The following is a 13824-nucleotide window of genomic DNA, read 5'->3' on the forward strand; positions in this document are numbered from 1 at the left end:
AGGTTTACTTTTTATTGCTTGCTGACTTGCTGGGTCAGGTCGTCGAAGCGTTTTTCAAGCGTCGACATTGTCTGCTCGAAGTACTGTTCCATCCGATCGATCTGAGCCTCAAGATTCTGGTTTTCCTGCTTGAGGTAATCAATGCTGGCCGTTGCTGGCGCTGTTGGAGCATGGGTAGACGCGGCAGGCGTTTGGGCCGTTTCGTGCTCCGGTGAAGCCGTCTGGCCGGCGTCCGATTGAGCAGGAACCGTTTGGTCTTGAGGCGTACGGTTGTTGAGCAGTTGAGCCAAGTTATCCAAACGTTCCGTGAGGGTTTTCATCGCCGTATTGAAAACGTCGAGTAACCGCTTGAACTCACTTTGTAGCCTGGTGATATCTGCTGACAGTTGGCCAACCCCTTGAGCGCTCTGAGCATCAGCAACCGGGGCCTGGGTAGCCGGTGTAGCAGCGGCGTCAGACGGCGCGACTTGCCCCTCGGCTTGCCGGTTCTCTGGCTGGGTCTGCGCAGCCACGGGCGCCTGCTCAGGCTTGGGGGCCGACGTACTGAGCTGCTGAGTCAGGCCTTCTATTTTGGTATTGAGCTCAGTGATCTTCGCCGAGAACTTTGAGATCAAGGCCTTGTACTTGGCGACAAGATTTTGATTTTTCTGCGTCAGTTCTGCCAACTCGCCTTGGGGCTCCGTGCCTTGAGGCTGCTGATTGACGATGCTGTTGTGCCTGGAAAACTGGCCACGTTGCTCTGCCCCCACCGGAGGGCGGGGCGGCATGGATTCAGTCGTGGTATTGGCCGGACCGGTGTTTGCAGCGGCAGGGTCACTGGAAGACGTGGGTTGCGGTTTTGGTTGCATTTCGTAGCGATATTGGGGCGCATACTGCTGATTATTGACACTGTTCATAAAGCACCTCTCAGTTTCGCGGTTGGCCCGCGTGCAGGGTTTGTCAGACGATTTGGCTAACAAGTCATCCAACTACCTGATTGGCACGTATAGGAAACCAGTTCCCTGAGGCAGAGAAATCTACGTGGGTATTTGTTTCAGGGTAAAAAAACCGTCGATACCCAAGCCACGTTTCGTACAGGAAACTGACAGGAAATTTATGCGCTTGTAACATTCAGAAACGTACAATCCCGCCTGTGGCCATCCTCCCCTGATGCGCTGCAAACCGACCATGGAAAAGAGCGCCCGCCCATTCCCGGTGGGTCTTTCGAACAGAAGCTAAGCTCACCCCCATCGCACCTCTTTAGAACCTGAACGCTGCAGGAATGACTGCCTATGAACAAAGTGTTCCGCCACTACATCCCGGCGTCCACATTGCGCTTGCTGCCCAACCGTTGGGATTTGGTCGCCCTGCCGCTGGTAATCGGCTTCCTCCTGTTTTTCTCCATCACTGCCCGTGAAACCTGGGCGCCCATCACCACCCTGCAAAGCGAGGTCATTTCCCTCGACCCGGCCAACCTGCCGGAATACGCGATGCGCACTACCCTGCGCATGCTCGCGGCGATGGTCGCAGCGTTGGTGTTCACCTTTTTGTACGGCACCCTGGCCGCCAAAAGCCGGCGCGCCGAGAAACTGCTGGTGCCGGTGCTCGACATCCTGCAATCGGTACCGGTGCTGGGGTACATCTCGTTCACGGTGACGTTTTTCCTGCTGCTGTTTCCCGGGCGCGTGCTGGGGGCCGAGTTCGCGGCGATTTTTGCGATCTTCACCAGCCAGGCCTGGAACATGACGTTCAGCTTCTACCAGTCGCTGCGCATGCTGCCCCATGACCTGGTGGAAGTGTCCACCAACCTGCGGCTCTCCGGCTGGCAGAAGTTCTGGAAGCTCGACGTGCCGTTCGCCATGCCGGGGCTGGTGTGGAACATGATGATGAGCATGTCCGGGGGCTGGTTTTTCGTGGTTGCCTCCGAAGCCATCACCGTGGGCGACAAGACCATCACCCTGCCCGGCGTCGGCTCGTACCTGGCCTTGGCGATTGCCCAGAAAGACCTACACGCGGTGGGCTACGTGATCCTGGCAATGATCGCGGTGATCCTGATCTACGACCAGTTCCTGTTCCGCCCGCTGGTGGCCTGGGCCGACAAGTTCCGCATGGAAACCACCGCGTCCCAAGGCGACGCGCCGCAATCCTGGGTGCTGAACCTGATTCAACGCACACGCATCGTGCAGCGCATCCTGCGCCCCATCACCCGTGCGATCAGCCGTATCGGCAACAAGCGCTTCAGCCTCGCCGGCGGTGCATTCAAGGCATTGCCGGTAGAAACACCCGCCGCGTCAAAAGTGATCGACTGGGTGTGGGGCACGCTGATTGCCCTGATGGCCGCCTATGCGCTGTATCACATCGTGATGTACGTCGGCACCGAAGTGGGCCTGGCCGAAGTGGGCCACGTGCTGGTGCTGGGCCTGATTACCCTGCTGCGGGTGGCCGGGCTGATCCTGATCGCCTCGCTGATCTGGGTGCCCCTGGGCGTGATGATCGGTTTGCGCCCCAAGCTGGCAGAGAAGATCCAGCCACTTGCGCAGTTCCTCGCGGCGTTCCCGGCAAACCTGCTGTTCCCGGTGTTCGTCATCGTGATCCTGCACTACCACCTCAACCCGGATATCTGGCTGAGCCCGCTGATCGTGCTGGGCACCCAGTGGTACATCCTGTTCAACGTGATTGCCGGCGCCACCGCGTTCCCCAACGACTTCAAGGAAGCCGCTGCCAACTTCCGCATTCGCGGCTGGTTGTGGTGGCGCAAGGTGATGCTGCCGGGGATTTTCCCCTACTACGTCACCGGCGCCATCACCGCCTCGGGCGGGGCGTGGAACGCCAGCATCGTGTCCGAGTACGTGTCCTGGGGCCAGGACAATGTGGTCGCCCACGGGCTGGGCGCCTACATCGCACAAACCACGGCGGCCGGCGACTTCCCGAAGATCGCCCTGGGCGTAGTGGTGATGTCGATCTTTGTGGTGGCGTTCAACCGCGCGGTCTGGCGACCGATGTACGCCATTGCTGAAAACAAACTTCGTTTGAACTGACGGGATGCGTCGTGATGACTACCTCTACTGAACACACCGTCGACACCCCGGAAATCTACTCGCTGAAAAACGTGAACCGGGTGTTCGGCAAAGGCAAGGACGAGCTGCAAGTCCTCAGCGGCGTGGACCTGAGCCTGCACGAGGGCGAGATCGTCGGCATGCTTGGCCGTTCCGGCTCCGGCAAATCGACCTTGCTGCGCATCATCGCCGGCCTGATCCAGCCGTCGTCGGGCGAAGTCCGCTACCAGGGCGCCCCGCTCAACGGCCCGGCCGAAGGCGTGGCCATGGTGTTCCAGACCTTCGCCCTGTTCCCCTGGCTGACCGTGCTGGAAAACGTGGAAGCCGGCCTGCAAGCCCTGCAGGTCGAGCGCAAGGAAACCCGCCGCCGCGCCCTGGCGGCCATCGACCTGATCGGCCTGGACGGCTTTGAAAACGCCTACCCGCGCGAGTTGTCAGGTGGTATGCGCCAGCGTGTGGGCTTTGCCCGGGGCTTGGTGGTCAACCCGACCTTGCTGCTGATGGACGAACCCTTCTCGGCCCTCGACGTGCTCACCGCCGAAACCCTGCGCACCGACCTGCTGGACCTGTGGAGCGGCAAGCAGCTGCCGATCAAGTCGATCCTGATCGTGACCCACAACATCGAAGAAGCGGTGTTGATGTGCGACCGCATCCTGGTGCTGTCCTCCAACCCCGGCCGTGTGGTGGCCGAGATCAAGGTGCCGTTTGCCCACCCGCGCAACCGCCTCGACCCGACCTTCCGGCAGATGGTCGACGACATCTACGCACTGATGACCGACCGCCGCAGCGCCGATGCCAGCGCCGGCAAACCGGAACTGAAAATGGGCAGCCTGCTGCCGGAAGTGTCCACCAACCTGATGGCCGGCCTGATCGAAACCCTGGCCGCCGAGCCCTACAACGGCCATGCCGGTTTGCCCACCGTGGCGGAACGCCGTCTGTTGGAAGTCGACGACCTGTTCCCGGTGGCGGAGATGCTGGAGCACCTGGGCTTCGCCGAACTCAAGGGCGCCGACATCACCCTCACCGACGCCGGCAAGCTGTTCGCCGACTACGGCACCCAGGAACGCAAGACCCTGTTCGCCGAACATTTGATCCAGCACGTGCCATTAGCCGCGCGTATTCATCAGGTGTTGCTAGAGCGCAGCGGGCACCGTGCGCCACGGGTGCGTTTCGAGCAGGAACTGGAAGACTCGATGACCGAAGCCTTCGTGGAGAAAACCCTGGAAAGCGTGGTGGCCTGGGGGCGGTATGCGGAGATCTTCTCCTATGACGACCATACCGAGACGTTCAGCCTGGAAGATGTTGAAGGCAGTATGTAAAAACCCTCGACCAACACCATCCCAATGTGGGAGCTGGCTTGCCTGCGATAGCAATAGTGAATCCACTACCGCCATCGCAGGCAAGCCAGCTCCCACACAAGCCCAATTTCACAGTGGATCGGCGGTGTTTGTCAGATCACGAACAGGTCCATGAACCGGTTCACCGGCGTGGCCTCAAGCCGCGCCTGATCCTTGCACAACGCAAAAATCTCCCCACTGCGCTGCGCGGTGAACCGCGTGGCCAGGTTGGCCTTGAACTTGTCTTCCAGCAACGGAATACCGTCCACCCGGCGACGGCGATGCCCGATCGGGTATTCCACCGCCACTTGCTCGGTGCTGGACCCGTCCTTGAAAAACACCTGCACCGCGTTGGCAATGGAGCGTTTGTCTGCCTCCAGGTACTCACGGCTGTAGCGCGGGTCTTCGACGATCACCATCTTGTCGCGCAGCTCATCGATGATCGGGTGCGCCGCGTGGAAATCATCTTCGTACTGCTCGGCCACCAGGTTGCCGAACGCCAGCGGCACCGCCGTCATGTATTGCAGGCAATGGTCGCGGTCAGCCGCGTTGGCCAACGGGCCTACCTTGGAAATGATGCGGATCGCCGACTCGTGGGTGGTGATCACGATGCATTCGATTTCATGCAAACGGTTTTTCACCAACGGATGCAATGTCACCGCCGCTTCGCAGGCCGTTTGCGCGTGGAACTCGGCCGGGAAGCTGATCTTGAACAGCACGTTTTCCATCACGTAGGTGCCGTAAGGCTGGGGCAGGCTGAACGCCCGCTTGCCCTCGGGCTTCAGCGCAAGGTCCTTGTTGGTGTGGCTGAACAGCACGTCGTAGAAGCCCCATTGCGGCGCGCTCAACACACCGGGAATGCCCATCTCGCCGCGCAGGGCGATATCCGCCAGGCGCACGCCACGGCTCGACGCGTCCCCCGCTGCCCAGGATTTGCGTGAGCCGGCATTCGGTGCATGACGGTACGTGCGCAACGCCTGCCCATCGACAAACGCGTGGGACAAGGCCGCCAGCAACTGCGCGCGGTTAGCGCCCATCAGCTTGGCGGTGACGGCGGTAGAGGCGACTTTCACCAGCAGCACATGGTCGAGGCCAACACGGTTAAAGGAATTTTCCAGGGCAATCACACCCTGGATTTCGTGGGCCATGATCATCGCTTCCAGCACCGCGCGCACCGTCAGCGGGGCGTCGCCATTGGCCACGCGTTTTTGCGACAGATGATCCGCCACGGCGAGGATGCCGCCGAGGTTGTCCGAAGGGTGGCCCCATTCGGCAGCGAGCCAGGTGTCGTTGTAATCGAGCCAGCGCACGATACAGCCGATGTCCCACGCGGCCTTTACCGGGTCCAGGCGGAACGAGGTGCCCGGCACGCGAGCGCCGAACGGCACCACCGTGCCCTCGACGATCGGCCCCAGGTGCTTGGTGCACTCGGGGAAGCGCAGGGCCAGCAGGCCGCAACCGAGGGTGTCCATCAGGCAGTTGCGGGCGGTGTCCAGTGCCTCACGGGAATCGATCCGGTAGTTGAGGACGTAATCGGCAATGTCCTGCAGGACCTGGTCGTAGTCCGGGCGGTTGTTCTGGTCGACGTTGGCGCTCATGGCAGTACTCCAAGAAAGTTAGGGGTTGTTCCATCCTCAGGGTCAGGGTTGATGTTCCAGGGTGGGTCTGATTGCCCACCTTATGTGTAGGAGCCGGCTTGCCGGCGATGAGGCCCTTTAGGCATGCGCCCCCTTCAAGGCCGCCATCGCCGGCAAGCCGGCTCCTACAGGTTTGGATCGGTGTAACGCATTAGAAGGCGTCGCCGGGCACGCGCACGAAGCCTTCCATCAGCACGCGGGCACTGCGGCTCATGATGGCTTTCTTCACCACCCATTCACCGTCGACCTGGCTGGCTTCGGCGCCGACGCGCAACGTGCCGGACGGGTGCCCGAAGCGCACCGCGTTGCGCTCCACGCCACCGGCCGCCAGGTTGACCAAGGTGCCGGAAATCGCCGCCGCCGTGCCAATCGCCACGGCCGCCGTGCCCATCATGGCGTGGTGCAACTTGCCCATGGACAACGCGCGTACCAGCAGGTCGACATCCCCCGCCTTGATCGCTTTACCGCTGGACGCCACGTAATCCAAAGGCTTAGCCACAAACGCCACCTTCGGCGTGTGCTGGCGCTGGGCCGCTTCGTCCAGGTGCTGGATCAAGCCCATGCGCAACGCGCCGTAGGCCCGCACGGTTTCGAACATCGCCAGGGCCTTGGGATCGCTGTTGATCGCGCCCTGCAGCTCGGTGCCGGTGTAGCCAAGGTCTTCGGCGTTGATGAAGATGGTCGGGATGCCGGCGTTGATGAGCGTGGCCTTGAAGGTGCCCACACCGGGTACTTCGAGGTCGTCCACCAGGTTGCCGGTGGGGAACATCGAGCCACCGCCGCCCTCTTCTTCCGCTGCCGGGTCCATGAACTCCAGCTGCACTTCGGCGGCCGGAAAGGTCACGCCGTCCAGTTCGAAGTCGCCGGTTTCCTGCACCGCGCCCTCAGTGATCGGCACGTGGGCGATGATGGTCTTGCCGATATTGGCCTGCCACACGCGCACCACGGCCACGCCGTTGTGGGGCACGCGAGCAGGGTCGACCAGACCGGCGCTGATGGCGAACGAACCGACCGCCGCCGACAGGTTGCCGCAGTTGCCGCTCCAGTCCACGAAGGGCTTGTCGATGGAGACCTGCCCGAACAGGTAATCCACGTCGTGGTCGGCGCGGGTGCTCTTGGCCAGGATCACCGTCTTGCTGGTGCTCGAGGTGGCGCCGCCCATGCCGTCGATCTGCTTGTCGTAGGGGTCGGGGCTGCCGATCACCCGCAACAGCAAGGCGTCACGGGCAGCCCCCGGCACCTGCGCCGACGGCGGCAGGTCCGTGAGGCTGAAGAACACGCCCTTGCTGGTGCCGCCACGCATGTAGGTGGCGGGGATCTTGATTTGCGCTACGTGTGCCATGGTGTCCTCTCAGGCTGTTGCCGCCGATTCCAGGAAGTCCTGGGCAAAACGTTGCAACACGCCGCCCGCCTCGTAGATCGACACTTCTTCAGCGGTGTCCAGGCGGCAGGTCACCGGCACTTCGACACGTTCGCCATTCTTGCGGTTGATCACCAGGGTCAGCTGCGCACGCGGGGTACGCGCGCCGACCACGTCATAGGTTTCGCTGCCGTCGATCTTCAAGGTGTGGCGGTCGGTGCCCGGCAGGAACTCCAGCGGCAACACGCCCATGCCCACCAGGTTGGTGCGGTGGATGCGCTCGAAACCTTCGGCGGCAATCGCTTCCACACCGGCCAGGCGCACGCCCTTGGCCGCCCAGTCGCGGGACGAACCCTGGCCGTAGTCGGCGCCGGCAATGATGATCAGCGGCTGCTTGCGCTCCATGTAGGTTTCGATGGCTTCCCACATCCGCGTCACCTGGCCCTCAGGCTCGATACGCGCCAGGGAGCCCTGCTTGACCTTGCCGTTTTCCTGCACCATTTCGTTGAACAGTTTCGGGTTGGCAAAGGTGGCGCGCTGCGCGGTCAGGTGATCGCCACGGTGGGTGGCGTAGGAGTTGAAGTCGACTTCCGGCAGGCCCATTTTCGCCAGGTATTCGCCGGCAGCGCTGTCGAGCATGATCGCGTTGGACGGCGACAGGTGATCCGTGGTGATGTTGTCCGGCAGCACCGCCAGCGGGCGCATGCCCTTGAGCGGTCGCGCACCGGCCAGTGCGCCTTCCCAGTACGGCGGGCGACGGATATAGGTGCTTTGCGGGCGCCAGTCATACAGCGGCGCGACTTTGGGGCCGGTGTCTTCGTGGATGGCAAACATCGGGATGTAGACCTTGCGGAATTGCTCCGGCTTGACCGACGCCTTGACCACCGCGTCGATTTCTTCGTCGCTCGGCCAGATGTCCTGCAGGCGGATTTCCTTGCCGTTGGCGTCCAGGCCCAGCACGTCTTTTTCGATGTCGAAACGGATGGTGCCGGCAATCGCGTAGGCCACTACCAGCGGCGGTGACGCCAGGAAGGCCTGCTTGGCATACGGGTGGATACGCCCGTCGAAGTTGCGGTTGCCGGACAGCACGGCGGTGGCGTACAGGTCGCGGTCGATGATCTCCTGCTGGATCACCGGGTCCAGCGCGCCAGACATCCCATTACAGGTGGTGCAGGCAAACGCCACCACGCCGAAGCCGAGTTTTTCCAGCTCGTGGCCCAGGCCGGCTTCTTCGAGGTACATGGCCACGGTTTTCGAACCCGGGGCCAGGGACGATTTGACCCACGGCTTGCGGGTCAAACCGAGCTTGTTGGCATTGCGCGCCAACAGGCCTGCGGCGATCACGTTGCGCGGGTTGCTGGTGTTGGTGCAACTGGTGATGGCCGCGATGATCACCGCGCCGTCAGGCATCTGGCCGGGCACTTCGTCCCACTGGCCGCTGATGCCTTTGGACGCCAGGTCACTGGTGGCGACGCGGGCGTGCGGGTTGCTCGGGCCGGCCATGTTGCGCACGACGCTGGACAGGTCGAAGGTGAGGCCGCGTTCGTATCGCGCACCTTTGAGGTCATCGGCCCACAGGCCGGTGTGGCGGGCGTATTGCTCGACCAGGGTGACTTGTTCGTCTTCGCGGCCGGTGAGTTTCAGGTAGGCGATGGTTTGCTGATCGATGTAGAACATCGCCGCCGTGGCGCCGTATTCCGGGGCCATGTTGGAGATGGTTGCACGGTCGCCCAAGGTGAGCGCCGAGGCGCCTTCACCGAAGAATTCCAGCCAGGCGCCAACCACTTTCTGTTTGCGCAGGAACTCGGTCAGCGCCAGCACCATGTCGGTGGCGGTGATGCCCGGCAACAGCTTGCCGGTGAGTTCCACGCCAACGCTTTCTGGCAGGCGCATCCATGAGGCGCGGCCGAGCATCACGCTCTCGGCTTCCAGGCCTCCGACACCAATGGCGATCACGCCCAGCGCATCGACGTGCGGGGTATGGCTGTCGGTGCCGACACAGGTGTCAGGGAAGGCCACACCGTCACGCACCTGGATCACCGGCGACATTTTCTCCAGGTTGATCTGGTGCATGATGCCGTTGCCCGGCGGGATCACGTCGACGTTTTTGAAGGCCTTTTTGGTCCACTCGATAAAGTGAAAACGGTCTTCGTTGCGGCGGTCTTCGATGGCGCGGTTTTTCTCGAACGCGTCCGGGTCGAAACCACCGGCTTCGACGGCCAGGGAGTGGTCGACGATCAGCTGAGTCGGCACCACCGGGTTGACCTGCGCCGGGTCACCGCCTTGCTGGGCGATCGCATCACGCAGGCCGGCAAGGTCGACCAGGGCGGTCTGGCCGAGGATGTCGTGGCACACCACGCGCGCCGGGAACCAGGGGAAGTCGAGGTCGCGCTTGCGCTCGATCAGTTGGCTCAGGGACGCGTTGAGGGTGGCCGGGTCGCAGCGACGCACCAGGTTTTCGGCGAGTACGCGGGAGGTGTAGGGCAAGGTGGCGTAGGCGCCGGGGGTGATGGCCTCGACCGCCGCACGGGCGTCGAAGAAATCCAGGCGGCTGCCGGGGAGCGGTTTGCGAAATTCAGTGTTCATCGTCAGGACTCGGTCACGGTAGTTACAAAAGGAGAACTGTCGACACTGGCTTTGCTTTCTGTGGGAGCTGGCTTGCCTGCGATGGCATCACTGCGGTGTGACAGGTACACCGAGTTGATCCCATCGCAGGCAAGCCAGCTCCCACAGAAAAGCACATTTGCCCGTGTGCTCAGCTCATCCCACTCAGCGACGTTCGATTGGCACGAACTTGCGCTGTTCTACGCCGGTGTATTCGGCGCTTGGACGGATGATGCGGTTGTTGGCGCGCTGCTCGAACACGTGCGCGGCCCAGCCAGTCAGGCGCGAGCACACGAAGATCGGCGTGAACAGCTTGGTCGGGATGCCCATGAAGTGGTACGCCGAGGCGTGGTAGAAGTCGGCGTTGGGGAACAGCTTCTTCTGCTCCCACATGGTCTTGTCGATGGCTTCGGAGACCGGGAACAGCACCTTGTCACCCACTTCGTCGGCGAGCTTTTTCGACCAGCCCTTGATCACTTCATTGCGCGGGTCGCTGTCTTTGTAGATCGCGTGGCCAAAACCCATAATCTTGTCTTTGCGCGCCAGCATGCCGAGGGTGCCTTCGACGGCTTCTTCAGCCGAACCGAAACGCTCGATCATCTCCATTGCCGCTTCGTTGGCACCGCCGTGCAGCGGGCCACGCAGGGAGCCGATGGCGGCGGTCACGCAGGAATACAGGTCGGACAGGGTCGACGCACACACCCGGGCGGTGAAGGTGGAAGCGTTGAATTCGTGCTCGGCGTAGAGGATCAGCGAGACGTTCATCACTTTCACGTGCAGTTCGCTTGGTTTCTTGCCGTGCAGCAGGTGCAGGAAATGGCCGCCAATGCTGGGCTCGTCGGTCACGCAGTCGATGCGCTTGCCGTCGTGGCTGAAGCGGTACCAGTAGCACATGATTGCCGGGAAAGCAGCGAGCAGACGGTCGGTCACATCGCGCTGCACGCTGAAGTCTTTCTCGGGCTCGATATTGCCCAGGAACGAGCAACCGGTGCGCATCACGTCCATCGGGTGGGCGTCGGCAGGAATGCGTTCCAGCACTTCCTTCAGCGCTTGGGGCAGGTCGCGCAGTTTGCTCAGCTTGGCGCTGTAGGCGGCCAGTTCGGCCTGGGTCGGCAGTTCGCCGTACAAGAGCAGGTAGGCGACTTCTTCAAATTGCGCATCGGCGGCCAGTTCGCGCACGTCGTAGCCGCGATAGGTCAAGCCGGCACCGGCCTGGCCCACGGTGGACAGTGCGGTCTGCCCGGCGACCTGGCCACGCAGGCCGGCGCCACTCAGTACTTTTGCTTCAGCCATGTCTGTTCTCCAATCTTGTATTTATAAGGAGGCCTTCGGTAATCGCGGCCCTGTAGGAGCCGGCTTGCCGGCGATTGGCCCTTGAAGGCTGCGCCCATTTCGAGGGCGCCATCGCCGGCAAGCCGGCTCCTACAGTTATGGGTAAGGCGTTTATTTCTTGGCGGCAAACAACGCGTCGAGCTTTTGCTCGAAGGTGTGGTAGTCGATGCGATCGTAAAGCTCCATGCGGGTCTGCATGGTGTCGATCACGTTCTGTTGGGTGCCATCGCGACGGATCGCGGTGTAGACATTCTCGGCCGCCTTGTTCATGGCGCGGAAGGCCGAGAGCGGGTACAGCACGATGGAAACATCGGCAGATTTCAACTGTTCGGTGGTGTACAGCGGCGTCGCGCCGAACTCGGTGATGTTGGCCAGGATCGGTGCTTTCACACGGGAGGCGAACAGCTTGTACATCTCCAGTTCAGTGATGGCTTCCGGGAACACCATGTCGGCGCCGGCCTCAATGCAGGCGGCGGCACGTTCCAGGGCCGATTCCAAACCTTCCACGGCCAGGGCGTCGGTGCGCGCCATGATCACGAAGCTGTCGTCGGTGCGCGCATCCACGGCGGCCTTGATGCGGTCGACCATTTCCTGCTGGGACACGATTTCTTTATTCGGGCGATGGCCGCAACGCTTGGCGCCCACCTGGTCTTCGATATGGATGGCGGCTGCGCCGAACTTGATCATCGACTTGACGGTGCGCGCCACGTTGAAGGCCGAGGAGCCGAAACCGGTGTCCACGTCCACCAGCAGCGGCAGGTCGCACACATCGGTGATGCGGCGCACGTCGGTCAGCACATCATCCAGGCCGGTGATGCCCAGGTCCGGCACCCCGAGGGAACCCGCCGCCACCCCGCCACCCGACAGGTAGATCGCCTTGAACCCGGCACGCTTGGCCAGCAGCGCATGGTTGGCGTTGATCGCGCCGACCACCTGCAAAGGGTGCTCGCTGGCGACCGCATCACGGAAACGCTGGCCGGGTGTGCTTTTATTGTAGGAACTCATGACTCACCTCTTTCAGGGGCGCCGCCGGGGAAATGACGGGCAATGTTGCGTTTGGACGCGCCGATATGACGGCGCATCAGCAGTTCGGCCAGTTCACCGTCGCGATCGGCGATCGCGTCCAGTATGCGGTGGTGCTCGGCAAAGGCCTGGCGTGGACGATTGGGGGTGGCGGAGAACTGGATGCGGTACATGCGCACCAACTGGTACAGCTCGCCGCAGAGCATTTGGGTGAGGGTACGGTTACCTGCGCCCTGGATGATCCGGTAATGAAAGTCGAAGTCGCCTTCCTGCTGGTAGTAACCGAGGCCGGCCTGGAACGCCTCGTCGCGCTCATGGGTGTGCAACACCTGGCGCAATTCTTCGATTTCGGCGTCGGTCATGCGCTCGGCGGCCAGGCGGCAGGCCATGCCTTCGAGGGATTCGCGGATTTCGTAGAGTTCGATCAGCTCGGCATGGCTGAGCGACACCACCCGCGCGCCAACATGGGGGACGCGTACCAGCAGGCGCTGGCCTTCCAGGCGGTGGATCGCCTCGCGCAGCGGGCCACGGCTGATGCCGTAAGTACGCGCTAACTCCGGCTCGGAGATCTTGCTGCCGGGGGCGATCTCTCCCTTGACGATGGCGGCCTGGATACGGCGGAAGACGTTCTCGGACATGGTCTGGGATTCGTCCGTCGTCGCCACCAAGGCTTCCGATTGATCCAGCATATTGTCGACACCTTCAAAAGCAATTCCGCAAAAACTAGCCAATAAGCGGTTGCGAGTCAAAGAATAAATCCACATTGTCGACAATCGTCTAATAACCCCTGCTGCACTTTATCGGGGCATGGCCGCCTGCCAGCGCTGGCGCCAAAAAAGCATCATGTTAGAATGCGGCCGCTTTTGCCTGACATCACTGGATGAAACGGCGCACAAGAGATTGCGCAGCAATGCCAGTCGCCATGAATTGAACATTGCACTGCACTGCCTCAGGATTTATGACACTCAAGCCCCTCCTTCTATTATTTTGCCTGCTGGCCCTCCCGAGCCTTGGCCTTGCTGCCGAGAAGACCGTGTATGGCCTGAACGAATACGCCCAGCTGGCGGGCATCGACCTGGAAGTGGCCGCCAAACTCGATACCGGCGCCAAGACCGCCTCGCTGAGCGCCCGCGACATCAAGCGCTTCAAGCGCAACGGCGAGTCCTGGGTGCGCTTCTACCTGGCCATCGACACCGCCCATTCCCACCCCATCGAACGCCCCCTGGCCCGCGTCAGCAAGATCAAGCGCCGCGCCGGTGACTACGACCCCGATGAGGACAAGAACTACACCGCCCGCCCCGTGATTGCGCTGGATATCTGCATGGGCACCGCTTTACGCAGCATCGAAGTGAACTTGACTGACCGTAGCGCATTCCAATACCCGCTGCTGATCGGCTCCGAAGCGCTCAAACGCTTTGATGCGCTGGTCGACCCCAGTCTTAAATACGCAGCAGGCAAACCTGCCTGCGCCGCCGACGCTCATACCGCCGAGTAAA

Annotated in this window: 10 protein-coding genes; 3 read left to right on the plus strand and 7 right to left on the minus strand. The window is 62.1% G+C overall.

Features of this window, described 5'->3' with window-relative positions; genetic code table 11:
• Window positions 1–11 precede the first annotated feature (11 nt).
• Complete coding sequence (locus tag HX792_RS12230) at window positions 12–896, minus strand: hypothetical protein (protein ID WP_176996346.1); 885 nt, start codon at window positions 894–896, stop codon at window positions 12–14.
• Window positions 897–1271: 375 nt separating this feature from the next.
• On the opposite strand from HX792_RS12230, the gene HX792_RS12235 reads away from it, so the two are divergent.
• Window positions 1272–3017 carry an ABC transporter permease subunit gene (locus tag HX792_RS12235; protein WP_176996347.1) on the plus strand — a complete coding sequence of 582 codons (1746 nt, stop codon included), beginning with the start codon at window positions 1272–1274 and terminating at the stop codon, window positions 3015–3017.
• A gap of 14 nt (window positions 3018–3031) precedes the next feature.
• Window positions 3032–4354, plus strand: coding sequence for an AAA-associated domain-containing protein (locus tag HX792_RS12240; RefSeq protein WP_176996348.1), 1323 nt, complete (start codon window positions 3032–3034; stop codon window positions 4352–4354).
• Between the two features lie 131 nt (window positions 4355–4485).
• On the opposite strand, the gene prpD is transcribed toward HX792_RS12240, so the two are convergent.
• The 6 genes from prpD to HX792_RS12270 form a co-directional block, all read right to left on the minus strand.
• Window positions 4486–5970: a 2-methylcitrate dehydratase gene (prpD, locus tag HX792_RS12245; RefSeq protein ID WP_176996349.1), complete on the minus strand. Its 1485-nt coding sequence runs from the start codon at window positions 5968–5970 to the stop codon at window positions 4486–4488.
• Between the two features lie 190 nt (window positions 5971–6160).
• On the minus strand, window positions 6161–7351 hold the full coding sequence (gene prpF / locus HX792_RS12250) for a 2-methylaconitate cis-trans isomerase PrpF (RefSeq protein WP_176996350.1): 1191 nt from the start codon (window positions 7349–7351) through the stop codon (window positions 6161–6163).
• 9 nt (window positions 7352–7360) lie between these two features.
• Window positions 7361–9955, minus strand: coding sequence for a Fe/S-dependent 2-methylisocitrate dehydratase AcnD (acnD, locus tag HX792_RS12255; RefSeq protein ID WP_176996351.1), 2595 nt, complete (start codon window positions 9953–9955; stop codon window positions 7361–7363).
• A 183-nt stretch (window positions 9956–10138) separates the two neighbouring features.
• Window positions 10139–11266, minus strand: a complete 1128-nt coding sequence (gene prpC / locus HX792_RS12260) for a 2-methylcitrate synthase (RefSeq protein WP_176996352.1) — start codon at window positions 11264–11266, stop codon at window positions 10139–10141.
• A 150-nt stretch (window positions 11267–11416) separates the two neighbouring features.
• Entirely contained in the window at window positions 11417–12310 is an 894-nt protein-coding gene (gene prpB / locus HX792_RS12265) for a methylisocitrate lyase (RefSeq protein ID WP_176996353.1), read from the minus strand.
• Window positions 12307–13017: a GntR family transcriptional regulator gene (locus HX792_RS12270; protein WP_176996354.1), complete on the minus strand. Its 711-nt coding sequence runs from the start codon at window positions 13015–13017 to the stop codon at window positions 12307–12309. Before HX792_RS12270 ends, prpB begins: the two co-directional genes overlap by 4 nt.
• A 269-nt stretch (window positions 13018–13286) precedes the next feature.
• Here HX792_RS12270 and HX792_RS12275 point away from each other — a divergent pair, with 269 nt between their 5' ends.
• A complete protein-coding gene (locus HX792_RS12275) occupies window positions 13287–13823 on the plus strand; it encodes an ATP-dependent zinc protease (RefSeq protein WP_176996355.1) in 537 nt (178 codons plus the stop codon).
• The last annotated feature ends 1 nt before the right edge of the window (window position 13824 follow it).

It is taken from the genome of Pseudomonas sp. B6002, assembly GCF_013385985.1.
In the GTDB taxonomy this organism is placed as follows: Bacteria; Pseudomonadota; Gammaproteobacteria; order Pseudomonadales; family Pseudomonadaceae; genus Aquipseudomonas.

Excerpts from the sequence above, each read along its gene's own strand:
- prpB (WP_176996353.1), bottom strand. The coding sequence starts at position 12,310 with ATGAGTTCCTACAATAAAAGCACACCCGGCCAGCGTTTCCGTGATGCG.
- HX792_RS12235 (WP_176996347.1), top strand. The coding sequence starts at position 1,272 with ATGAACAAAGTGTTCCGCCACTACATCCCGGCGTCCACATTGCGCTTG.
- HX792_RS12230 (WP_176996346.1), bottom strand. The coding sequence starts at position 896 with ATGAACAGTGTCAATAATCAGCAGTATGCGCCCCAATATCGCTACGAA.
- acnD (WP_176996351.1), bottom strand. The coding sequence starts at position 9,955 with ATGAACACTGAATTTCGCAAACCGCTCCCCGGCAGCCGCCTGGATTTC.
- prpF (WP_176996350.1), bottom strand. The coding sequence starts at position 7,351 with ATGGCACACGTAGCGCAAATCAAGATCCCCGCCACCTACATGCGTGGC.
- HX792_RS12275 (WP_176996355.1), top strand. The coding sequence starts at position 13,287 with ATGACACTCAAGCCCCTCCTTCTATTATTTTGCCTGCTGGCCCTCCCG.
- HX792_RS12240 (WP_176996348.1), top strand. The coding sequence starts at position 3,032 with ATGACTACCTCTACTGAACACACCGTCGACACCCCGGAAATCTACTCG.
- HX792_RS12270 (WP_176996354.1), bottom strand. The coding sequence starts at position 13,017 with ATGCTGGATCAATCGGAAGCCTTGGTGGCGACGACGGACGAATCCCAG.
- prpC (WP_176996352.1), bottom strand. The coding sequence starts at position 11,266 with ATGGCTGAAGCAAAAGTACTGAGTGGCGCCGGCCTGCGTGGCCAGGTC.
- prpD (WP_176996349.1), bottom strand. The coding sequence starts at position 5,970 with ATGAGCGCCAACGTCGACCAGAACAACCGCCCGGACTACGACCAGGTC.